The organism is Yeosuana marina, assembly GCF_011762485.1.
GTDB classification, from domain to species: domain Bacteria; phylum Bacteroidota; class Bacteroidia; order Flavobacteriales; family Flavobacteriaceae; genus Yeosuana; species Yeosuana marina.
Genome location: NZ_JAAKGI010000008.1, coordinates 91766 through 113476 on the forward strand (window position 1 = coordinate 91766; position 21711 = coordinate 113476).

23 protein-coding genes are annotated in these 21711 nt (G+C 32.6%); 11 read left to right on the plus strand and 12 right to left on the minus strand.

Annotation, left to right across the window (positions count from 1 at the left end; genetic code table 11):
• Positions 1–12 precede the first annotated feature (12 nt).
• Positions 13–1503, minus strand: a complete 1491-nt coding sequence (gene hutH / locus G5V56_RS10695) for a histidine ammonia-lyase (RefSeq protein WP_166964769.1) — start codon at positions 1501–1503, stop codon at positions 13–15.
• A gap of 95 nt (positions 1504–1598) precedes the next feature.
• Between hutH and G5V56_RS10700 the strand changes: the two genes are divergently transcribed.
• The 3 genes from G5V56_RS10700 to G5V56_RS10710 all read left to right on the plus strand — a co-directional run bounded on the left by G5V56_RS10700 (position 1599) and on the right by G5V56_RS10710 (position 5367).
• Positions 1599–2495 (plus strand): LysR family transcriptional regulator, encoded by an 897-nt coding sequence (locus G5V56_RS10700; RefSeq protein ID WP_166964771.1) that lies wholly within the window; start codon positions 1599–1601, stop codon positions 2493–2495.
• A 158-nt stretch (positions 2496–2653) separates the two neighbouring features.
• Positions 2654–4471: a DEAD/DEAH box helicase gene (locus G5V56_RS10705; RefSeq protein ID WP_166964773.1), complete on the plus strand. Its 1818-nt coding sequence runs from the start codon at positions 2654–2656 to the stop codon at positions 4469–4471.
• A gap of 119 nt (positions 4472–4590) precedes the next feature.
• A complete protein-coding gene (locus tag G5V56_RS10710; protein WP_166964775.1) occupies positions 4591–5367 on the plus strand; it encodes a carboxypeptidase-like regulatory domain-containing protein in 777 nt (258 codons plus the stop codon).
• 9 nt (positions 5368–5376) lie between these two features.
• On the opposite strand, the gene G5V56_RS10715 is transcribed toward G5V56_RS10710, so the two are convergent.
• Positions 5377–5907: an SRPBCC family protein gene (locus G5V56_RS10715; protein WP_166964777.1), complete on the minus strand. Its 531-nt coding sequence runs from the start codon at positions 5905–5907 to the stop codon at positions 5377–5379.
• 140 nt (positions 5908–6047) lie between these two features.
• Between G5V56_RS10715 and G5V56_RS10720 the strand changes: the two genes are divergently transcribed.
• Both G5V56_RS10720 and G5V56_RS10725 read left to right on the plus strand, forming a co-directional pair.
• Positions 6048–6728, plus strand: coding sequence for an SIR2 family NAD-dependent protein deacylase (locus tag G5V56_RS10720; RefSeq protein ID WP_166964779.1), 681 nt, complete (start codon positions 6048–6050; stop codon positions 6726–6728).
• A gap of 258 nt (positions 6729–6986) precedes the next feature.
• Complete coding sequence (locus G5V56_RS10725; protein WP_166964781.1) at positions 6987–7775, plus strand: transglutaminase domain-containing protein; 789 nt, start codon at positions 6987–6989, stop codon at positions 7773–7775.
• 91 nt (positions 7776–7866) lie between these two features.
• On the opposite strand, the gene G5V56_RS10730 is transcribed toward G5V56_RS10725, so the two are convergent.
• A complete protein-coding gene (locus G5V56_RS10730; RefSeq protein WP_166964783.1) occupies positions 7867–8214 on the minus strand; it encodes a hypothetical protein in 348 nt (115 codons plus the stop codon).
• Between the two features lie 111 nt (positions 8215–8325).
• On the minus strand, positions 8326–9963 hold the full coding sequence (locus G5V56_RS10735; RefSeq protein WP_166964785.1) for an ABC-F family ATP-binding cassette domain-containing protein: 1638 nt from the start codon (positions 9961–9963) through the stop codon (positions 8326–8328).
• A 126-nt stretch (positions 9964–10089) separates the two neighbouring features.
• Between G5V56_RS10735 and G5V56_RS10740 the strand changes: the two genes are divergently transcribed.
• On the plus strand, positions 10090–10536 hold the full coding sequence (locus G5V56_RS10740; protein ID WP_166964787.1) for a KTSC domain-containing protein: 447 nt from the start codon (positions 10090–10092) through the stop codon (positions 10534–10536).
• On the opposite strand, the gene G5V56_RS10745 is transcribed toward G5V56_RS10740, so the two are convergent.
• On the minus strand, positions 10537–12102 hold the full coding sequence (locus G5V56_RS10745) for a serine hydrolase (RefSeq protein WP_166964789.1): 1566 nt from the start codon (positions 12100–12102) through the stop codon (positions 10537–10539).
• Positions 12103–12235: 133 nt separating this feature from the next.
• Between G5V56_RS10745 and G5V56_RS10750 the strand changes: the two genes are divergently transcribed.
• On the plus strand, positions 12236–12790 hold the full coding sequence (locus tag G5V56_RS10750) for a hypothetical protein (RefSeq protein WP_166964791.1): 555 nt from the start codon (positions 12236–12238) through the stop codon (positions 12788–12790).
• A gap of 3 nt (positions 12791–12793) precedes the next feature.
• Here the strand turns inward: G5V56_RS10750 and G5V56_RS10755 are convergent, their stop codons facing one another.
• Entirely contained in the window at positions 12794–14032 is a 1239-nt protein-coding gene (locus tag G5V56_RS10755; protein ID WP_166964793.1) for a glycosyltransferase, read from the minus strand.
• Positions 14033–14071: 39 nt separating this feature from the next.
• Positions 14072–14545 (minus strand): heme-binding domain-containing protein, encoded by a 474-nt coding sequence (locus tag G5V56_RS10760; RefSeq protein ID WP_166964795.1) that lies wholly within the window; start codon positions 14543–14545, stop codon positions 14072–14074.
• A gap of 40 nt (positions 14546–14585) precedes the next feature.
• On the opposite strand from G5V56_RS10760, the gene G5V56_RS10765 reads away from it, so the two are divergent.
• Complete coding sequence (locus tag G5V56_RS10765; protein WP_166964797.1) at positions 14586–15158, plus strand: adenylosuccinate lyase; 573 nt, start codon at positions 14586–14588, stop codon at positions 15156–15158.
• A 2-nt stretch (positions 15159–15160) separates the two neighbouring features.
• Here G5V56_RS10765 and G5V56_RS10770 read toward each other — a convergent pair whose 3' ends face one another.
• On the minus strand, positions 15161–16141 hold the full coding sequence (locus G5V56_RS10770; protein ID WP_166964799.1) for a DUF1028 domain-containing protein: 981 nt from the start codon (positions 16139–16141) through the stop codon (positions 15161–15163).
• Positions 16142–16270: 129 nt separating this feature from the next.
• On the opposite strand from G5V56_RS10770, the gene purB reads away from it, so the two are divergent.
• Positions 16271–17614 carry an adenylosuccinate lyase gene (gene purB, locus G5V56_RS10775; RefSeq protein ID WP_166964801.1) on the plus strand — a complete coding sequence of 448 codons (1344 nt, stop codon included), beginning with the start codon at positions 16271–16273 and terminating at the stop codon, positions 17612–17614.
• A gap of 3 nt (positions 17615–17617) precedes the next feature.
• Complete coding sequence (locus tag G5V56_RS10780; RefSeq protein WP_166964803.1) at positions 17618–17815, plus strand: hypothetical protein; 198 nt, start codon at positions 17618–17620, stop codon at positions 17813–17815.
• Between the two features lie 65 nt (positions 17816–17880).
• On the opposite strand, the gene G5V56_RS10785 is transcribed toward G5V56_RS10780, so the two are convergent.
• The 4 genes from G5V56_RS10785 to G5V56_RS10800 are packed head-to-tail and all read right to left on the minus strand — an operon-like array spanning position 17881 to position 20017.
• On the minus strand, positions 17881–18426 hold the full coding sequence (locus G5V56_RS10785) for a DUF4252 domain-containing protein (protein ID WP_166964805.1): 546 nt from the start codon (positions 18424–18426) through the stop codon (positions 17881–17883).
• 19 nt (positions 18427–18445) lie between these two features.
• The gene (locus tag G5V56_RS10790; RefSeq protein ID WP_166964807.1) at positions 18446–19006 is read right to left on the minus strand and encodes a DUF4252 domain-containing protein; all 561 of its coding nucleotides are present in this window, start codon (positions 19004–19006) and stop codon (positions 18446–18448) included.
• 47 nt (positions 19007–19053) lie between these two features.
• A complete protein-coding gene (locus G5V56_RS10795) occupies positions 19054–19521 on the minus strand; it encodes a hypothetical protein (protein ID WP_166964809.1) in 468 nt (155 codons plus the stop codon).
• The gene (locus G5V56_RS10800) at positions 19508–20017 is read right to left on the minus strand and encodes an RNA polymerase sigma factor (protein WP_166964811.1); all 510 of its coding nucleotides are present in this window, start codon (positions 20015–20017) and stop codon (positions 19508–19510) included. The genes G5V56_RS10795 and G5V56_RS10800 overlap by 14 nt, the downstream gene beginning before the upstream one ends.
• Before the next feature lie 147 nt (positions 20018–20164).
• Here G5V56_RS10800 and G5V56_RS10805 point away from each other — a divergent pair, with 147 nt between their 5' ends.
• On the plus strand, positions 20165–21697 hold the full coding sequence (locus tag G5V56_RS10805; protein WP_166964813.1) for a S41 family peptidase: 1533 nt from the start codon (positions 20165–20167) through the stop codon (positions 21695–21697).
• Positions 21698–21711: the final 14 nt, after the last annotated feature.

Here is a 21711-nt window from a genome sequence, read left to right on the forward strand (position 1 = left end):
AATGAGATTCAATTATTTTACTATGAAAGCTTGATTTTTAACCATTTCTATTAACGCATAAATATCATCTTTAAGAATGCGATCTTCTTCTAATTTAGCAACCTTACTTCTAATCATTTTAAAGTTAGATTCTATAATTTGAGAAAATGTATTTGGTCGTCTAAACTCCATTGCTTGTGCTGCATACATGAGTTCGATGGCTAATATTTTTTCAATATTTCCTAAGATTTGGTTGAATTTACGCCCCGAAATACTTCCCATAGACACATGGTCTTCTTGTCCTAATGACGTAGGAATACTGTCTGCTGAAGGCGGGAAACAAAGTGATTTATTTTCGGTTACCAGAGCTGCTGTGGTATACTGTGGAATCATAAATCCAGAATTTAAACCACCGCTCGCTGTTAATAATCGCGGTAAACCAAATTTTCCTTCAATGAGTAAATAACAACGTCTGTCAGCTATATTTCCTAATTCTGATGCTGCAATCGAACAATAATCTAATGCCATCGCAAGTGGTTGCCCATGAAAGTTTCCGCCAGAAATAGCTTCTGTTTCACTTAGTACGATGGGATTATCTGTCACTGAATTCATTTCAATCTCTGCCAATTCACTTAAATGATAATAGGCATTTCTTGAAGCACCATGCACTTGCGGAATACAACGCATAGAATACGGGTCTTGAACGCGCGCACAATTTTCATGAGACTTAATATTTTTAGAATTTTTGAACAACATACGCATACGCTCGGCCACTTCTATATTGCCTTTAAACGGACGAATACTATGCAATAATTCTTTAAATGGCGACTCACTACCTTGGTATCCTTCTAAACTCATGGCACCAGCCACATCGGCTAAATCTAGCAAATAGGCCATTTTTTGTAAGCCTGTTATCGCATGTGCTAATATAAATTGTGTCCCATTTATTAATGCTAAACCCTCTTTAGCTAGCAATTCTATCGGTTTAAGATTGTATTTTTCTAAGACGTCCTTTGCAGGAACCAAATCATTACCTACCCAAAATTCACCTTCACCAATTAGTGGTAAAAACAAATGAGATAAAGGCGCTAAATCTCCCGAAGCTCCCACAGAACCTTGCTCTGGGACAACAGGTAATAAATCATTTTCTATAAAATAAATGATGCGTTCAATAACGTCTAATCGAATGCCTGAAAACCCACGACTTAAGGCGTGTACCTTGCAAATCATCATAATTTTTGAAAGCTCTCTATCAATAGGCTTACCAACACCAACCGCATGCGTAATTAATAAATTTCTTTGGAGTGTGCTGGTTTGTTCTGGTGAAATTTTCACATCACATAACGGTCCAAATCCTGTATTAATGCCATATATAGCCTTACTTGAGGCAGCCATAACGTCTACCTTTTTTCTGCAATCCTGTATTTTTGATATAGCATAATCAGATAAAGAGGCCTTTAATGAACCATTAGCTATAGCCATAACTTTATCTACCGTAAGTTTATCAATTCCGTATATAAACATCTATTGAATATAATTTAAAGATTAAATCTATTTATTACAAAATTATCGATATTTTTGATGCTTAATAAGACTATTATTTAAAACTATTAATAACTATGAGTTATCAAATAGAATTGAGACATATCAGATATTTTTTAGCAGTCTCTGAGCTTTTGCACTTTAGAAAAGCTGCCGAAAAACTTTTTATATCACAACCCGGACTGAGTAGACAAATTAAAGAAATGGAAGATCATTTAGGTATTAAGTTGTTTGACAGACATAATCGGCAAGTCAAGTTGACGCCTACCGGATTGTATTTAAAAGAGGAGCTATCAAAAAACTTAAAAAGCTTAGACGCTATATTACATCATGCCAAATTACTTGAAGATGGGAAAGATGGCAAGCTTAACTTTGGGTATGTGGGTTCAGCTATGCAAAAAATTATTCCAGAATTACTATTAAAATTCACAGAAGATCATCCTAATATTTTGTTTAGCTTAAAAGAAATGGATAACAACAAACAAATTGAAGGGTTGCTTTCTCAAGATATCGATATTGGGTTTGTAAGATTAGACAGAATTCCGAGAGGTTTAGAAAGTCATCCTATTTTAAAAGAGCCATTTTGTTTGGTCTTACCTAAAAATCATGTCATTGATGCTTCTAACTTTAAAAGTTTATCACAATTTAAAGAGGAACACTTTATCTTATTTGATCCAGAATATAGTGCTTCCTATTATGAAAAAGTTATGGAAATTTTTGATGATAGCGGTTTTAGCCCAATTGTTTCGCACAATACCATTCACGCTGGTTCTATATATAAATTAGTGGAAAACAATTTTGGAATTTCTATTGTTCCAAAGTCTTTAATAAACGAAACTAATTCAAAAACAAAATTCATTGAACTACACAAAATAAAACAAAGAACCATACTATCGGCCATTTGGAATAAAGACAACAGAAATCCTATTCTAAATAATATTTTGTCACTAATTCATAAGGAAATGATAATATAAGTTCTAATGAAAAATAAAAGACTATATTTGCCGCTTGAAATCCGATAACGGATTTAAATTCCTCAGAGTGAGGATGTGTTGCTAGAAGTTTAGGTTTAAGTATGTCGATTCCCTTCTTATGTAACACCACATAATATAATCGAATACTTATACAAAGAATGAACACATTCCAAGATTTAGGTCTAAATGAAGACTTATTGAAAGCCATTACCGATTTAGGCTTTACTAAACCAAGTGAAGTACAAGACAAAGCCATTCCTATTTTATTAAACAATGAAACCGATTTGGTCGCTTTAGCCCAAACAGGAACAGGGAAAACAGCTGCTTTTGGTTTTCCTATGCTTCAAAAAATTGATATTGATAGCAGAACCACGCAAGGTTTAATTTTATCTCCAACCAGAGAACTTTGTTTGCAGATTACCAACGAAATGAAATTGTATGGTAAATACTGTAAAGGACTTAATGTCGTGGCTGTTTACGGTGGATCTAGTATTACAGACCAAGCAAGAGATATTAAAAAAGGAGCTCAAATTATTGTGGCAACGCCAGGTCGTATAAAAGATATGATTAGCAGACGTTTAGTTGATATTTCTAAAATTGAATATGCGGTTTTAGATGAAGCTGATGAGATGCTAAACATGGGTTTTTATGAAGATATTACTGATATTTTATCAAATACACCCGAAGACAAATGTACGTGGTTATTTAGTGCAACGATGCCAAAAGAGGTATCGGTTATTGCTAAAAAATTCATGGAAAATCCACACGAAATTACTGTTGGAAATAAAAACGAAAGTACCAGTCAGGTTTCTCACGAATATTATTTAGTAAACGCAAGAGACCGATACAACGCTCTAAAACGTTTAGCAGATGCTAATCCTGATATATTTTCAGTCGTATTTTGTAGAACAAAACGCGATACCCAAAAAGTAGCCGAACAACTTATTGAAGATGGTTATAATGCTGGCGCGTTACACGGAGATTTAAGTCAGAACCAACGTGATTTGGTGATGGGTTCTTTCAGAAAAAAACAAATTCAAATGCTGGTAGCCACGGATGTTGCTGCACGTGGAATTGATGTTGACGATATTACACATGTAATTAACTATCAATTGCCAGACGAACCTGAAATTTACACCCACCGCTCTGGAAGAACAGGGAGAGCAGGTAAAACGGGAATCTCAATGGTTATTGTGTCTAAAAGTGAGGTACGTAAAATAAAAAGTATTGAGCGCATCATTAAAAAAGAATTCGTTAAAAAAGAGATTCCGGATGGTATGGAAATTTGCGAAGTTCAATTAATGTCGCTGGCTAACAAAATTAATGATACAGAGATTAATCACGAAATTGATAAATATCTTACCAACATTAACGAACTGTTTGAAGACACTACCAAAGACGAACTTATTAAAAAATTCTTTTCGGTAGAATTCACACGTTTTTTCAATTATTATCAAAAATCCAAAAACCTAAATATTTCTGAAAGCTCTAGTGATCGCGACGATTCTGGACGTGATTATAGAGGTGGAAAATCTGATTCTACTCGTTACTTTATAAATGTTGGTAGTAAAGATGGTTTCGATTGGATGAAATTAAAAGACTTTTTAAAAGAGCAGTTAGAACTTGGTAGAGACGATGTTTTTAAAGTTGAAACCAAAGAAAGTTTCTCATTTTTTAATACTGAAAACGAATTAAAAGAAAAAGTTTTAGCCTATTTTACCGATTTTAAACATGAAGGTCGCTTTGTAAATGTTGAAGTATCTGAAAACCGTGGTGGTGGAAGACGAAACGACAGAAAAGGCGGTGAAAGACGATCATCTAAACCAAGAGGCGACAGAAGAAGTACCGGAGCAAATTCAGAAAACCGAAGTAGCAGAAGACGCTCTGAAGGCGACTCGAAACCGAGACGTTCAGGTAGTTCAGATTCTAAATCGTCCAAACCAAGCTTCGACAGACCAAGACGTTCAAGACGATAGATAATATTTAAACCTCTTTGCTTATATCAAAGAGGTTTGTTAATTTTAAGTCAAAAATATTGCATAGACCTGAAATTTGGTAGTTTGTTTACTATTTTTACGTTTAATAAAAAGTCTCAATGAAAAAGTATTTGCTTCTCCTTACCTTTATATTCACAACAATGTTTTCTGTTGCACAAGAAAAAACAACCGTAAAAGGAGTTGTTATAAACAGTTCAGATGATAAGCCGCTTGAAAATGTTAATATAGTTAACCTAAACCAAGTTGTAGGAACTTCGACAAATGACAAAGGGGAGTTTGAAATTTATGCAAAACCGGATGATACATTACATTTTTCTTATCTAGGATTTAAATCTATTGAAGTAAGAGTCACTAACGACTGGCTGAAATTTGGTAGTTCAAAAATTGAATTAACAGAATCAGCGTTGGCTCTTGAGACAGTTGTTGTAAATCAATTAAAACTTACAGGCTATTTAGAAGTTGATATTAAGCAAGTTCCTATCAATAATAATAATTATCGCTATAGCATATCTGGTCTACCAAGTACAGGTTACGAAGCTAGTTCTCCTGGTGCTATAACCAAAATAATAGGATCCATTTTTAATCCAGCCGATTTTTTAAATAGAATGTTCGGAAAAAAATCAAATGAACTAAGGAAACTCAAAAAAATGAAGCAGGATGATGAAATTCGGAATCTTCTTGCCTCTAGATTTGATAGGGAAATGCTCATGGCTTTATTACAGGTAGATCGTATTGATTTAGACGAAATTGTTAGTCAATGTAATTACTCAAAAGGGTTTATTCAAACAGCTAATGATTTACAAATACTTGATGCTATTAACGAATGCTATGAAGAGTATAAGTTGCTAAGCAGAGGAAGAACTAATAAACTATAATAAATTAGATTAGCCCTTCTCTAAAAGTTTTTTCAAATTAGCTAATCCTTCTTCAAAATCCTTTCCAATGGTTTGATCCAAATTATAAAAAAGCATCAAAATATTCGTTGGGAATTTATTTTCTCCTGAAAAACTCCAAGTAACTTTTGTTTGCATTTTACCCAAATCTTCTACTTTAGTAACGGCATTTGATATAGACTTCCATGGCCTATAAAATCGTAATTCGGTTTCAATTATTTTATTTTCAACAATATTTATAATTTCTTGTTCTCCTAAACCAACGTCACTGTTCCCTTGCCATTTTGCTATAAAACCAACGGTTCCATCATCTCCTATAAACTCTTGTTTCATATTAACATCTTTCTTTCTCCATGGCGACCAATGGTCTTCATTTTTCAAATATTTTAAATAACTAAAAACACCGGTGTATGGTCTGTCGATAATAATACTTCTGGTAAGCTCATAACGTTTAGGAGCCCATAATGAAAGTGCTATAATAATTCCTATAACAATAAGAATACCTATCAAAATAAGTAGCATTAAAATATGATTAGTTGGTTAATTGTGTTAAAAATAGAAAAAAAAATCAATCCGCATTAATTAAAGAGTTTTTAGCCTAAATAAAAGACATAACTTCATGGTGTTTTTTATACGACAGCAAAAAATAGTACTTTTAATTTATGAAACACATGGTAATACTTACAGGAGCTGGCATGAGTGCTGAAAGTGGACTTAAAACTTTTAGAGATGCTGATGGATTATGGGAAGGGCATGATGTTATGGAAGTTGCTACGCCAGAAGGTTTCGCCGCCAACCCAGAACTTGTCTTGGAATTTTATAATCAACGCCGAAGACAATTATTAGAAGCTACACCTAATTCTGGTCATATCGACTTAGCCCAACTTGAAACCGATTTTAAAGTGACAATCATCACACAAAATGTTGATGATTTACATGAACGGGCTGGAAGCACCGAAGTTGTTCATCTGCATGGAGAATTATTAAAAGCTAGAAATATAGTTGATGAATTTTCAATTATTGATTGGAAAACAGATATTAAATTGGGAGACACTTGCTCTAACGGACATCAATTACGACCACATATAGTTTGGTTTGGAGAAGCTGTTCCCATGATTGACCAAGCTATTAACATATGTATGACAGCTGATATTTTGGTTATAATTGGAACCTCAATGCAAGTTTATCCCGCAGCTAGTTTGATGCAATATACGCCTCAAGGGATTCCTATTTATTTCATAGACCCAAAACCCGCTTTAAAGACTCAAAATAATTTAACTGTTATTGCTGAGCCAGCAACTGTTGGAATAAAGCAGCTTAAAGAACTCCTAAAAACCCGATAATGCATTTTTAAATATGGAGCATGGTCTATAAGTAATAAATCACTCCTAACGTTTGGTTCTTTTTTAAAGATACTATTTCCTGTGGAGTCAAAAAAGGTGGTTTTATTATTAAAAATTCAATAAAACGACACTCAATTTTCATTATTTGTTATAATACCATATAAAGCAATTAAATAGCTTAAATAACATTGTTATATCTTCTCAATCATTTAATTTAATAGCATAGAAAGCCTGATTTCTTTTTAAAAACAAAAAAATATGTGGTTACGCGTTGGTTGTGAATTAACATTCGATATTGAAGTACCAACTCCTTTTATCTTAATGTTGCGTCCTCGCAGTGGTGCTCAACAATGGGTAGAGCGCGATGAATATAAAATTAGTCCCAATGTCCCTATTTTTGAGTATGCAGATGATTATGGAAACCTTTCCCAACGACTTGTAGCACCGCCAGGACGTTTTTCAATACATACTACAGCCGATGTAAAAATTGACGACTATGTTACCGTAAATCCAGGTGCTCCATTTATAGAAATACAACATTTACCAAACACCCTTTTAAGTTACTTATTACCCAGTAGATATTGTGAATCAGACCGTTTTAATGATATGGCAAACAATATTACCGCCAATCAGCTACCAGGTTATGACCAAGTAGCTGCTATTGAAAATTGGCTTCGAAATACGATTAGTTTTATTCCAGGAAGTAGTGATTTCCCCATTTCTGCTATAGAAGTTAACAACAAACAAATGGGTGTTTGTAGAGATTTAGCTCATTTGGGAATTGCATTATGCAGAAGCTTAAGTATTCCCGCACGCATGGTTGTTGGGTATTTATATAATTTAAACCCAATGGATATGCATGCTTGGTTCGAGGCTTATGTTGGCGGAAGTTGGTATACTTTTGATGCTACCCAAACCGACCCAAAAGGAGGTTATGTTGCTATTGGCTATGGGCATGATGCCGCTGATGTGGCAGTTTTTAACCAATTTGGCCCTGCGGTTCATCCTATCAATCAAATAGTAAGCGTAGAACGGATTGAGGGTTGAGTTTTTTGAAATTATAGAAGATTTATTTTGAGCTTAGAAAAGTTTTAACAAATGATTAAATTCAATAAAATATACAATTCTTGTTTGCCATTTACTTTTCAGTTATGTGTTTTTCAATTTCAGCAATAGCCTCTTTCACAGTATTTTTATCAAAATTAAAAAGAATAAAAATTCTTTCCACTCCGTCGTAATTCATTCTTATTCGCTCTTTGATTTTGAATATCCCACTTTTTGGACCAGGTAAAAATATGCTTAGAATAAAAACAGCTATTGTCCCAAAGATATCTATGCTTTTTTCTTTGAATTCAATATCATATAATTTTGAATATGAAAAAACTCCACTTTCTTGTTTATACTGATGATTAATAATTTTAAATTCAGTTTTATTAAGTACTATTTTGAGAAGCGGTGACTTTTTTATTATGAATTCCTTTTTCATTAAAATTACAAGGTTACTTGAATGGAAGTTTAAAATTATAGATTATTTTCTTCATATTGAATAATGATCTAACGAAGTTAAATAATTTACAAACTAAAAAACAACTAGACACTACTTCTTTAAATCTATCTGTTTTAAATTTTCGATTCGGTTTCGCACCAAGAAATCATCAATCGTTTCAAAATGTTCGATAACACGTTGGTCTTTAAATTCAAAGACTTTTTGTGAGAGCCCCTGAAGAAAATCACGGTCATGCGATACTAAAATTAAGGTTCCGTCAAAAGATAGTAACGCTTCTTTCAATACATCTTTTGACTTTAAATCTAAGTGATTGGTAGGTTCATCCAGAATTAACAAATTAACAGGTTCTAGGAGCAGTTTTACCATGGCTAAACGCGTTTTTTCTCCACCAGACAACACACTTACTTTTTTATCAATATCATCGCCTTTAAACATAAAACGACCCAAAATATTCTTGATTTGCGTGCGAATATCACCTTCTGTAACCTCATCAACAGTTTGAAAAATGGTCAGACTTTCATCTAATAACGATGCCTGATTTTGAGCAAAATAACCCACCTTTACATTGTGCCCCAAATGACAGGTGCCTTCAAAATCAATCTCTCCCATAATTGCTTTAATCATAGTTGATTTTCCTTCGCCATTTCTACCAACAAACGATACCTTCTCACCTCGTGAAATAGACATATTTGCATGTTTAAAAACCACATGCTCGTCGTATGATTTTGATAAATCTTTCACCGTTACTGGATAATCTCCTGAACGTTGTGCTGGCGGAAATCGTAATTTTAAAGCTGACGTATCAACCTCATCTATCTCAATAATTTCAAGCTTTTCAAGCATACGTTCTCTAGAATTAACCTGATTCGTTTTAGAATATGTTCCTTTAAACCGCTCAATAAACGCCATATTATCTGCAATAAATTTTTGCTGCTCGTTATAAGCTTTCACTTGATGTGCTCGACGTTCTTCGCGTAACTGTAAATAGTGTGAATAGTTAGCTTTATAATCGTAAATACGCCCCATAGTTACCTCAATGGTTCTATTGGTAATGTTATCAATAAACGCTTTATCATGAGAAATAACAACAATAGCTTTGGCTTTGTTTATTAAAAAATCTTCGAGCCAAATAACCGATTCTATATCAATATGGTTCGTAGGCTCATCTAATAAAATTAAATCTCGTTTTTGCAGTAATATTTTAGCCAATTCAATTCGCATACGGTAGCCTCCACTAAATTCGCTTGTTAATCTAGTAAAATCGTCTCGTTTGAATCCTAAACCTCGCAATGCTTTTTCTACTTCGGCATCGTAATTAATATCTTCAAGTGCATAATATTTTTCACCTAAATCGGATACTTTTTCAATAACAGACATATATGAATCCGATTCATAATCTGTTCTGGTTTCTAGCTCTTTATTCAGGCGCTCCATCTCGTCACGCATCTCAAAAATATGAATAAAGGCTTTTGAAGCTTCTTCAAAAACGGTACAGTTATCTTCAGTCAATAAATGTTGTGGCAAGTAGGCTATAACAGCATCTTTTGGATATCGAACTTGTCCGCGAGTTGCTTTTTGCTCACCTGCAATAATCTTCATCATGGTAGATTTTCCAGCACCATTTTTCCCCATGAGTGCTATTTTATCATTCTCATTGATAGTGAAAGACACATCACTAAATAAGGTTTGACCACTAAATTCTACGGCTAAAGCATCAACTGAAATCATTGTATTTTTTTTAAGCCGCAAATCTATAAAAAAGCACGATGTAAAAAGAAATAATCTATTTATAAAAACAGTTCACATTCAATACATTAAAAAGAGTATCTTCGCGCCTTGTAAAAAAACAACCCTATGAAGCGTATCAACGAATACAAGAAACTCTTTAATGTTGAAAAAGAGATTAACTTGAAAGACCTAAAAACTACCTACAGAAATTTAGTAAAAGAATGGCATCCTGATAAATTTCAACACGGTGACGCTTTAGCTATTGAAGCCGAACTTAAAAGTAGACAAATTATTGATGGCTATCATTTTCTTGTAAGCATTGCACCAGAAACCATAGCGGCAAATTTAGACGAGTTCAACGAAACTATTAATAGCCCAATTATCGATTGGCATCATAAAGGCATGCTTCTGGAAGTAACCTTTTTGGATGGCAATACTTACGAGGTTTTTGGTGTGAATAAAGCATTGTACATTAAACTTTGTCAGTCTGATAAAATAAATCGCTTTGCAAAACGAAATATTTTCAATTCGTATACCTATAGAAAAATTAAAAAAAGTGAAGTTGCAGCGTAACTAGTCGTTTTTAATTCGTTGTAAATCTAGGTCGTGAAAATCAAAACTGAAATCTATATTTGGAGAGATTCCTTTCATTTTAATGCTTTGCGCTAAACCATTTTCATCTAATGAAAACATGGCAAAAGCATCACAATTCATGTCTTGGTATTCCCATTTAATAGCAAAGGTGTTGGCGTTATAAAAATACATTGGTCCGTTAAGTTTTGGTGAACGATGTGATTTTATCCATAATTGATTTCCGTTTTTAAAAACTTCCATAGTTCCAAACCAACTATCCTTGTATAAACCAATATATTTTGTTTCATCAACTTTTATGTTTTTGCTAGCCTTAACCGTTTCCCATGCTTTTTTGCTTACCTCATCCCCTTTTTCTCCTCTTGATTTTAACACTTTAGCCCATTTATCAGTCCATTGAAAATCATCCAATCCTAAATAACTGTCTTCAATTGTTGATGTAACTGCAGAAAATAATCCGGCACCACCAGGCTCTGTATTCGTCAAGACAGCGACTCCCAGATTCAAGTCTGGAATTAAAAGCGTTTTACTTAACATACCAGGTAATCCACCAGTATGCGATACTTCCATATTACCTAGTTTATCTGTTAAAAACCAACCTAAGCCATATCCTGCAAAATGTGAGTTATATCGAGGATTTCTACTAGCTTCTTGGGTCGTGTGTATTTTCCACATTTCACGCTGACTTTTCTCTGTAAACAACTGTTTTTCCAAATTTTCTCCGTATTTACCTTTATTTAATTGGAGAAGCATCCATTGACTAATGTCATCTACATTGGAGCAAATACCTCCTGCCGCACCATTAATTTGATGTTCAAAATCTGGCAATACTTTGAGGACTCCAGAATCACCATTATGTGGAGAGGCTAAATTGTTTTTATTTTCAATTTCATCAGATGACGCATATGAATTATCCATTTTTAATGGTTCAAAAATTCTTGTTTTTGTGAATTCTTCCCAAGTCATCCCGCTCGCTCTTTTTATTAATTCTCCAGCAACTATGTACAGTAAATTATCATAATCCCATTTTGTTCTAAACGCAGACACTGGTTTAAAATGTTGAAAACTCGCCAATAAATCATCTATGGTAAAATCTGAACCATCAGGAAAAAACATTAAATCTCCCATTCCAAGACCTAAACCACTTCGATGGGTTAATAAATCTTGAATGTTAAAATTCTGTTTTACATAAGCATTATACATGGTAAATTCAGGAATATGATCAACAACTCTATCGGTCCATTTTAGTTTGCCTTCTTCTACTAACATGGCCAAAGCTGCTGTTGTAAAAGCTTTGCTGTTTGATGCAATAGCAAAATTGGTATGCTCATTTACAGGTTCATTTGTTAGTTTCGACTTTACTCCAAATCCTTTTTCATAAATTACCTTTCCATCTTTTACAATGGCTACTGCAGAACCTGCCACATTAAAGGTTTCCATAGCATTATTTACTAAAGAATCAATTTGTGTGTTTGAAAGTTGAGCAAATAAGGTGGCATTATAAATTACTAGAAAAAGGGTGGTAATAACAACTCGCTTTAATTTCATATGAATAATTCAATTAGGTTTTTATAAAAGTAAGATATTTATCTTTTAAGAGTAGATTATCATGATTTTATTTAAGTAAGAAAAATACGCAACCTTTTCTTTTTTCTGTCATCTATTAAGAAATAACTAACCCATGAAAAACAAACTTTTTTCCCAATTATTACTTATTTCTTTATTAATAGTTAACGTTAGTTGTGATACTGATGATGCTTCAAACTCCCAAAACATCAAAGCATACAACACCAGTTTAGAAACTTGGAAACATTTAAAACTAATTAGTGGAGCGTCATACGTATATGAAATTAGTACAACTTCTTTTTCTGGGTATAAAAGTACAACTCAAATAACAGTTCAAAATGATAAAGTGGTTTCTAGAACTTATGAATCCTATTCAATTTATGATGAGAACAATACCTACCTAGGTTATGAAAATAGATTAATCACAAGTTCATACACTGAAAGCTCAGAGACTCTTGGAACTAACACTGACGGTGCTTCTCCACTTACTATTGATGAATTATATGATACTTGTTTAAGTGACTATTTATCAGTAGATCCAGACACAAATACTATCACTTTTAACGTGAATGATTTTAATATTATCAGCGACTGTTACTATATACCTGATGGATGTCAAGACGATTGTACATTTGGAATTACGATTACAAACTTTAAATGGTTAGACTAGTAACTAATTATTTTTATTTTTCTCTTCAATCCATTTACTCATAAATTTAGTACTTTGCGTCGTATGATGTTGAAGCATTTGACCTGTGAAGTTATCTAACCTATGAACTTTTAAATTATTTTGAATAGCATTTATTTTATAAATAAAATCTGAAACAAAAAGTTGTTTATCAAAACGAGCATTCATTACTAAAAATCCATTTTTTTGTTTTCCATTCCAGAAAATTTTATCGGTATATAGTTCTACAGCTTTATTGGCAAATTCCTGAACCTCATCCGCTATAAATCCATTAGGCTCAAAACCACCGAACATACCTTCAGTAGCAATTGATGTCATAACACAAGGTGTGCCATTAGTCATAGCATCAATAAGTTTACCTTTTAGTCCGGCTCCAAAACGCAACGGCGCTAAACATACTTTAGCGTTCTGCATTACAAAATTTACATCATCTGTAAATCCTTTAATTAAAAAACCTTCTTTTTCATTATGGAGTTGATTGACCTTTTCTGAAGCATAAGCACCATAGATATGTATTTCTGCTTTTGGAAGTTTTTCTCTAATTAATGGCCATATCTTACTTTTTAAAAATAAAACAGCATCATAGTTTGGTGGATGCAAAAAATTACCAATAGAAATAAAATGTTCTCGTTCTTTAATCTTAGGTAGTTTTCTTTTAGCTTCAGATGAAAGTGGCTCTATTAAAAAAGGCAAATAGTATAATAAATGATTACCTACTTTAAACTGATTTTTTAATATCTCAATTTCTTCTTCTGAAATAATAAGACTTACATCACATCTATAAATACTGGCTATTTCGCGTTTTGAAACCTCATTAAACAAATAGGACTTATTAAAAACAGATTCATCTTTAAGTGCCTGTTCTCTTCCTTTTCTTAAGCAATGTAAATCTTCGGTATCCAAAATTCGTAATGCATCTGGGCATTGTTCTGCAACACGCCAACCAAATTGTTCTTCAACCATAAAACGGTCAAAAACAACAATTTCTGGATTTAACTCTTTTATAAATTCATCAAAACTTGAATTATTTAATTTAATACTAACTTGCTGTATATCAAGACTACTTAAATCAAACGCGTTATCTTTTTTAGCACAAGTGCTTGCAAATGTTATGTTATAATCATTGGAATGAAATGCTTCTATTAATTGCATCATCCGGCTTCCAGCGGCAGAACTTTTAGGTTCAGGCCAAACAAAACCAATAATTAATAGACGTTTAGTCATTAAATTTCTAGAAGCATGAAAATGTTATACAGAATTGAACTATTGTGGTTTTGGTTCTAAACCGTATTTTACTCTAACTTGTTTTGCCCAATCGACGACTTCTTTTATTTGTGCGTCTGATAATTTTGCATCAGTATGTATCCAAGTATATGAGTCCATTGGCATCCATTTGTTTTCAACCATTTTAATAAATTCCTCCATCTTATGATCTTTTCGCTTTGTAGAATTCCCTACCCAATTTGAAAAATTAAGATGCTTTTTTCCGTCTTTAATATGGTCTGCCAACCAGTAATTTACAGGCGTAATATGGTTATACCATGGATATCGAGTAAAATCACTGTGACAATCATAACAACTTACTTTTAAAATGGCTTTCACATTTTCTGGCGGATCGGTTTCATCTAAAAAAGGTTGTACCGAGGCTAAATCACCTTGGTTTTTTGCGGGCCCGAAAAACTGAGCAATTACAAATAAGACTAATAAGACTAAAAGGATTTTTTTTATTGTTTTCATTTTGGGTATTTTTAAAAAAATAAAATTAAGGAATTATTTAATGACTTTGGAAAAATTATATAAAGAGTTAAACTATGTATCTGCCTTACGCGAAAACAGACAAAAATATGCCAATATTGTTTTAAACGATTTGAGTTTACTACCGATCTTAATAAATATTTTGTTTATGGAAGATGACAAAGTTTCTTTTAAAGCCGCTTGGATTTTTGAATATGTTTGTGCTGAAAACATTGATGTTATTGTTCCTTATCTAGATGAATTTACAAGTAATTTGAATAAAATCCGTTTGGATTCTGCAGTTAGACCCGTCGCCAAAGTATGTGAATTTTTAGCAAAAGCAAACTATTCCAAAGAACCCAACCAAGTAAAAAACAATCTTTTACCAAAACATAAAGAGCGTATTGTAGAATCCTGTTTTGATTGGATGATACGTGATGAAAAAGTGGCCGTAAAAGCATATGCCATGAACACCTTATATCTTTTAGGAAAAGATTATAAATGGGTGCACCCTGAACTTGCTCAAATATTAGAACAAGATTATCCTCACCAAAGTGCAGCGTTTAAAGCAAGAGCAAGACATATTTTAAAAAAAATTAAAACTAAAAAAGAGTGATTTTATAGCTTCATTACATCTTCTAATTCTTCTTTAGAAATAATTAGTAGTTTGTTTTTAACGATTCTAGATGTTAATATTTTCCAATTATTGTCCTGTTTAAATATGTCTTTAAGAATAGGATGTGCCTTTTCAAATTCTTTATTATTCAACAAATTAATAGCATACCAGTATTTCATTTCTAAATTATCTGGAAACATTTTTTGCGCACTTAGGTATAATTCCTCTGCTTTTTTAGTATCACCTGCTTCCATAGCTAAGTCTCCATTATTCATAAAATCATAGGCTTTTTGAACTTTTACCAATCGTTCCAATTCGGCTACCGGATGAGGATTATCTTCTACTCTTAAATTCATAACAGTATCTTCCCAAGAATTTCCAGTAGCTTCACCTTTAACAATTAAAATAACTGCTGATTGACTTCCTCGAATATCACCTTTTTCGTCTTGGGCTGCTTTAAGTGCTGCTATAATTCGGTCGCTAAAATCACCTTTGGTAGTTTCAAAAGCATTTGCCATAGCATCCCAAACCGTATTATTAAGCATCATATTTGCTTGCACAGAGAAGTTCTTTCCTTGTCTATGACCTGCCGCTTCAATACAAGAACTACCCGTATGTGTAGCAACGTCTCCTTTAGCATTTAAAAAAGCAACTTGTCTAAACATTTCACCTTCATCATTAGCCAATAATGCATCTAACGCTTGTTGTGGTGATAATCCTTGTTCCATTAAGGCTAACCCTTTTGGTCCATAACTTGGATTCACAAAAGATTGAGTCGCCACTACTCCTACTCCTGCTTTGGCATAGGCTACTACGCTTCCTACACTAAACCAATGCGATTGCACGGCTACCCCAATATTGCCCGTAACTGAGTCTCTGGCAACAATGGAGAACGTATGTGCTAATGGCTCAGAAGATTTATAGACTTGAGAAAATGATAATTGAAAAAAGAATACAATTAAAATGAATTGAAAATATTTCATGACTATATATTTTATGACTAATATAGCTAATTAGAATAAGAAATTAATGAACAAAAAATCATAAATAGTAATTCGGTATTCGCTTTGTAAATAACTATCTTTGCCAATTCTTTAAAAAACTAATAGTAAATGTCATTATCAGAACTTAATGCCATCTCACCAATCGATGGGAGATACAGAAGTAAAGTAAACGAGTTAGCACCTTATTTCTCTGAAGAAGCACTAATAAAGTATCGCGTTTTAGTTGAAATTGAATATTTTATTGCCCTTTGTGAAATTCCACTGCCTCAACTTACAGGCGTTTCAAAAGATGTTTTCGAAGAGTTAAGAGGTATTTATCAGAACTTCTCTACCGAAGATGCTTTAATTATTAAAAAAATTGAAAGTATAACTAATCATGATGTTAAAGCTGTTGAATACTTTATTAAAGAAAAATTTGATGCATTAGGTTTATCTGAATTTAAAGAGTTTATTCATTTTGGATTAACGTCTCAAGATATTAATAATACGGCCATTCCATTGAGTATTAAAGAAGCCGTTGAAAATGTTTACATCCCAGAATACCATGTGATTTTTAAGAAATTAAAAGAATTATCTAAAGATTGGGCAAACGTTTCTATGCTTGCAAGAACTCATGGTCAGCCAGCATCTCCAACGCGCTTAGGAAAAGAAATTGAGGTTTTTGTGGTTCGTCTTGAACAACAATTTGCAACCTTAAAAAACATCCCTAATGCTGCAAAATTTGGTGGTGCTACTGGTAATTATAATGCGCATCATGTAGCCTATCCAAACATTGATTGGAAAGCATTTGGTTCTAAGTTTTTGAAAGAAACATTAGGATTACATCATTCATATCCTACAACTCAAATAGAGCATTACGACCATATGGCGGCTTTATTTGACAATTTAAAACGTATCAACACCATACTAATAGATTTAAATCGTGACATCTGGACGTATGTGTCTATGGACTACTTTAAACAAAGTATAAAAGCAGGAGAAGTAGGAAGTTCTGCGATGCCACATAAAGTAAACCCTATTGATTTTGAAAATAGCGAAGGAAATTTAGGAATCGCTAATGCCCTTTTTGAGCATTTGTCTGCAAAACTTCCTATTAGCAGATTACAGCGAGATTTAACGGATAGCACCGTGTTGAGAAATGTAGGCGTTCCTTTTGGACATACTTTAATTGGATTTAAATCCACCTTTAAAGGATTAAATAAATTATTGTTGAATGAAGCTAAGTTTGAAGCTGACTTAGAGCAAAACTGGGCTGTCGTTGCTGAGGCGATTCAAACTATTTTAAGACGAGAAGGATATCCAAACCCTTATGAAGCCTTAAAAGGGTTAACCAGAACCAACGAAAAAATAAATCACGCCTCTATTTCTAATTTTATTAGCACTTTAGATGTGAGTAATACAATAAAAGAAGAATTAAATCGTATAACACCTAGTAATTATACTGGAATTTAATTTATGTTGACTGATAAACAATCTTTAATACTTTGTGGTTTATTAGGCGTTGGTATTTTTGTATCAGGGATTCTAGATATATTGGATAATTTTATTACTAAAACAGTTCTTACTATTATTTTTTTAATAATTATCACCAATTTAATTGTTACAAAATCTTTGAAAAAAGAAAAAAAGGAACAAGAACAAGGACAAGATTAATTTAATTAAAAAAGGCTTGCAAAAATTGCGAGCCTTTTTTTATACTTAATACTTATTCCGATACTCTATTTTTTAAAGAAATCCATAATACCGCCAAGTTGAGACTCATCAATATCCGAATTTTTCATAGCATTTGCTAAGGTCATCATTTTCTCTGGGCTCATATCATCACCTAACACTCTAACGATTCCAAAACCCATATCCTTTGAGCTTGCAAAAACTATAAATTCATCAGCTTTATCATCATCTCCAAGATACTTTACAACAACTTTCGCGTTTTTATCATTAAATTCAATCAAGTCGTTATATTTCTTATTCTTAAGGATAGCTTTTACTTTAGCTAATTCTGCATTGAATGTTTCTACATTATTTTCATCTAGCTTATATCCTAAAAAGTTTAATCGTTTTACAGAATGATATGCTTCCTTTTGTGTTTCTGTTAACTTTGTTTCATCTAAATTAACAATAGATACAGGCAGATCAACAGCTGTAAAATTTCCTGATTCTTGATTATCTACAAAATAACGTTGTAACGTAACACCGTCATTACAGCCTACTAAAAGCAAAGCTGTAATGATGGTGAATAGTAAAGTTTTAACTGGTTGTTTCATGATTGATTAGTGTTTTTTATTAATGTTTTTTCTCTAGGTGTTCTCCACCAGGAATATTCATTTTTTCAGTAAGCTTAGAAATTTCATTCAAGTCGATATCTCCTGTTAAAGATACTACAACGGTTTCAATTTTTCTTTGCTCACCATTAATAGTGACACCATTTTCTCCCATTTTTTTGTCAATACCATTAACAAAGATTAAAAGTTCTTTAACATGATCTGCATCTTTTCCTTCTTTGACATAAAATTTCACTTCAGATCCATCATCTTTCACTTCCATTAATTCTTCTAAAGAACTTGAACGAGATTTTACCCATTTAGAGATATCTGCTGCAATTGTTTTGTTATCTGTCATGATGGTTTTAAAGCTTGTTATACTTTTAACCATATCCATATAGGCTTTAGCCTCTGGTTCTTCTACATTCATACCCATTTTTGCTATCATTTGAAACATTTTAGGCTTAATGGATACATAAGTTACATCTGAATTATCATTATACTTCTCAAAAACATCTTGAGCCGATGATATTGCTGGCATTAACATAATTGCCATTACGAATACTACTAATCTATTTTTCATTTTACTTGTTTTTATATTGTTTAACGTTTTCATTATTAATTGGTCTATTATTTAAAAATTAAATTTTTTGTGTTTTCAATTTCGTTAAGGTAACCAAGGGTAGCGGTTCCTTTGTTCAATTCATCTAAGTAACCTACTGTAGAAGCTCCTTTATTAAATTGAGTTGAGATCATGGCCAACGATTTAACAACTTCGTTATAAGCCTTTTGTGGGTCTTCATAAGTTCCTAACTCATTTTGAGTAGTTGATTTAAAATAAAACCCTATCATAAGAACTGCTACTGCTGCGACCGATAACCATTTATAGTTAAATTTATTTTTAGTTTTTAATGGAACGTCTTTAGTAAATTGTTCTTGCTGATTTCCCAAAAAATACGCAAACATAGGTTTATATATTTCTAAATGTGGTGCTACAGTGTCGCTAGTAAAATAGTTTTTCAACACTTGCTCTTCTTTTAGAGTTGTTTCTCCGTTTTCGTACTTTTCAAGTAACTTTTCTATATTATTTAATACCATAACTGTGCGTATTAGTTAATTTTTCTCTTATTGTTTTTCTTGCTCTAGACAAGGCTACTCTTACTGCAGTATTGTTCATGTCCAGCATATCGCATATCTCATCTAATTCATACTGTTCTATATCTCTCAATTGAATGACCATTTTTTGTTGTTCTGGCAAATCTGCAATGATTCTGCCTACCCAATCCAAACTATCTTTTGCCTCTAATTCCTTTTGTAAGGATACTTTATGGTCTTGATAGTTGCTATGCACTATTTTTAAATTTTGTGCTTGTTTAGATTTTAATTTGTCTAAACAAAAATTCTTTGTCATCGTCATTGAAAAAGCCTCTATATTTTTATAAGCTTCAAACTTTGACTTATTATTCCAAAGCTTTATAAGAACTTCTTGTGTCGCATCTTCCGCTTCTTCCGTCGAAACCAACAGCCGTTTGGCTAAACGAAACACTTTATCTTTAAAGGGCATGACAATATTTAAAAACTCTGTCTGCGTCATTTTAATTTTACTTTGGTTGTGGTTAGTTTAAAATGCTTTATTAGGGCGTTTGATATTACGACGAATCATAATCTATTTTGTTACAAAATATTTTTATAATAAAATAATGTCAGTATTTTTACCGTTACACAAATTAATTATACTGTTATGAAATTAGAAAAATTGCCCTTAAAACTACTCTTTGGATTGTTATTTATTTCTGTAATCTTCAATTGCAGTAAAAAAGATGATATTGTAGTTGCCCCTCCTCAACCTGTAGTTGAAGAACCTCAACCTGTAACATTAAATAATGAAATTAATGATTTTGTCTGGAAAGGCTTGAATGAAATTTACTTATGGCAAGGAGATGTACCTAATTTGGCCGATGATAAATTTGCTTCTCAAGATGACTACTACACTTTTTTAAATAGCTATAGTACCCCAGAAAACTTGTTTGATGGGTTATTATACCAAAAAGATGTTGTAGATAAATTTAGTTTTTTAGTAGATGACTATGTAGCCTTAGAAAACTCCTTTCAAGGAAACTCAAATTCTAATGGATTAGATTTTAGATTAGTTAGATTGTCAGGTTCAGATGATGTTTTTGGTTATGTGAGGTATGTAGCAAACGATTCTGATGCTGCTAGCAAAGACATAAGCCGTGGAGACTTTTTCATGACGGTTGATGGGCAACAATTAACCATAAATAATTATTCTGATTTGTTATTTGGATCTAACAACACTTATACGTTAGGAATGGCAGATATTACAAATAATACCATTGCTTCTAATGGAAAAACAGTAGAACTTACTAAAACTAATTTTACAGAAAACCCTATATTAATAAATAAAGTTATAGATGCAGATGGCATCAAAGTGGGCTACCTTATGTACAATCAATTTATTTCAAATTTTGATACGGCTTTAAATGATGCTATAACCGAATTAAAATCTCAAGGTGTCACAGAATTGGTTTTAGATTTAAGATACAACCCTGGCGGTTCTGTAAACACGGCTATAATTTTATCAAGCATGATAACAGGCCAATTTACTGGAGACGTATTTTCTACCGAAAAATGGAATAGCAAATATCAACAATATTTTGAAGCTAATAATCCTGAATATCTTATAAATCGTTTTACTGATAAACTTTCAGATAATTCACCAATCTCAACTCTTAATTTAAACAAAGTATATATTTTAACTACGTCTGGATCTGCTTCAGCAAGTGAATTAGTTATTAATTGTCTGAAACCATACATTGATGTCGTACAAATTGGCACAACAACAACTGGTAAATATACAGCGTCTGTAACCATTTATGATTCTCCAAACTTTGGCAGAGATAATGCCAACCCAAATCACACATACGCTATGCAACCATTGGTTTTAAAATCGGCAAATGCAAGTGGAGTTACAGATTATTACAATGGACTTGATCCTGACTACCCTATAACATATCAAACCTCATCTGGCAGTAGCTATGAAGGTGAAAATATGACTGATTTAGGAACTTTAGGAGACATAAACGAACCATTTTTGGCTAAAGCTCTTTCGCTAATCACTGGTGTAACTACTAAATCTAGCAATTCTAAATATAACAAAAACATCTTAGGGTTTGATATTGATAACGTTGCAGATTCAAAAGATTTTGCACCTTTAGGAAAAAACATGTTCATTAAATTAAAACCTAATGAATAATTTAACAAGATTCA

What these genes read in the sequence shown, in the direction of transcription:
- hutH (WP_166964769.1), bottom strand. Translation starts at nt 1,503, where the DNA reads ATGTTTATATACGGAATTGATAAACTTACGGTAGATAAAGTTATGGCT.
- G5V56_RS10700 (WP_166964771.1), top strand. Translation starts at nt 1,599, where the DNA reads ATGAGTTATCAAATAGAATTGAGACATATCAGATATTTTTTAGCAGTC.
- G5V56_RS10705 (WP_166964773.1), top strand. Translation starts at nt 2,654, where the DNA reads ATGAACACATTCCAAGATTTAGGTCTAAATGAAGACTTATTGAAAGCC.
- G5V56_RS10710 (WP_166964775.1), top strand. Translation starts at nt 4,591, where the DNA reads ATGAAAAAGTATTTGCTTCTCCTTACCTTTATATTCACAACAATGTTT.
- G5V56_RS10715 (WP_166964777.1), bottom strand. Translation starts at nt 5,907, where the DNA reads ATGCTACTTATTTTGATAGGTATTCTTATTGTTATAGGAATTATTATA.
- G5V56_RS10720 (WP_166964779.1), top strand. Translation starts at nt 6,048, where the DNA reads ATGAAACACATGGTAATACTTACAGGAGCTGGCATGAGTGCTGAAAGT.
- G5V56_RS10725 (WP_166964781.1), top strand. Translation starts at nt 6,987, where the DNA reads ATGTGGTTACGCGTTGGTTGTGAATTAACATTCGATATTGAAGTACCA.
- G5V56_RS10730 (WP_166964783.1), bottom strand. Translation starts at nt 8,214, where the DNA reads ATGAAAAAGGAATTCATAATAAAAAAGTCACCGCTTCTCAAAATAGTA.
- G5V56_RS10735 (WP_166964785.1), bottom strand. Translation starts at nt 9,963, where the DNA reads ATGATTTCAGTTGATGCTTTAGCCGTAGAATTTAGTGGTCAAACCTTA.
- G5V56_RS10740 (WP_166964787.1), top strand. Translation starts at nt 10,090, where the DNA reads ATGAAGCGTATCAACGAATACAAGAAACTCTTTAATGTTGAAAAAGAG.
- G5V56_RS10745 (WP_166964789.1), bottom strand. Translation starts at nt 12,102, where the DNA reads ATGAAATTAAAGCGAGTTGTTATTACCACCCTTTTTCTAGTAATTTAT.
- G5V56_RS10750 (WP_166964791.1), top strand. Translation starts at nt 12,236, where the DNA reads ATGAAAAACAAACTTTTTTCCCAATTATTACTTATTTCTTTATTAATA.
- G5V56_RS10755 (WP_166964793.1), bottom strand. Translation starts at nt 14,032, where the DNA reads ATGACTAAACGTCTATTAATTATTGGTTTTGTTTGGCCTGAACCTAAA.
- G5V56_RS10760 (WP_166964795.1), bottom strand. Translation starts at nt 14,545, where the DNA reads ATGAAAACAATAAAAAAAATCCTTTTAGTCTTATTAGTCTTATTTGTA.
- G5V56_RS10765 (WP_166964797.1), top strand. Translation starts at nt 14,586, where the DNA reads ATGACTTTGGAAAAATTATATAAAGAGTTAAACTATGTATCTGCCTTA.
- G5V56_RS10770 (WP_166964799.1), bottom strand. Translation starts at nt 16,141, where the DNA reads ATGAAATATTTTCAATTCATTTTAATTGTATTCTTTTTTCAATTATCA.
- purB (WP_166964801.1), top strand. Translation starts at nt 16,271, where the DNA reads ATGTCATTATCAGAACTTAATGCCATCTCACCAATCGATGGGAGATAC.
- G5V56_RS10780 (WP_166964803.1), top strand. Translation starts at nt 17,618, where the DNA reads ATGTTGACTGATAAACAATCTTTAATACTTTGTGGTTTATTAGGCGTT.
- G5V56_RS10785 (WP_166964805.1), bottom strand. Translation starts at nt 18,426, where the DNA reads ATGAAACAACCAGTTAAAACTTTACTATTCACCATCATTACAGCTTTG.
- G5V56_RS10790 (WP_166964807.1), bottom strand. Translation starts at nt 19,006, where the DNA reads ATGAAAAATAGATTAGTAGTATTCGTAATGGCAATTATGTTAATGCCA.
- G5V56_RS10795 (WP_166964809.1), bottom strand. Translation starts at nt 19,521, where the DNA reads ATGGTATTAAATAATATAGAAAAGTTACTTGAAAAGTACGAAAACGGA.
- G5V56_RS10800 (WP_166964811.1), bottom strand. Translation starts at nt 20,017, where the DNA reads ATGACGCAGACAGAGTTTTTAAATATTGTCATGCCCTTTAAAGATAAA.
- G5V56_RS10805 (WP_166964813.1), top strand. Translation starts at nt 20,165, where the DNA reads ATGAAATTAGAAAAATTGCCCTTAAAACTACTCTTTGGATTGTTATTT.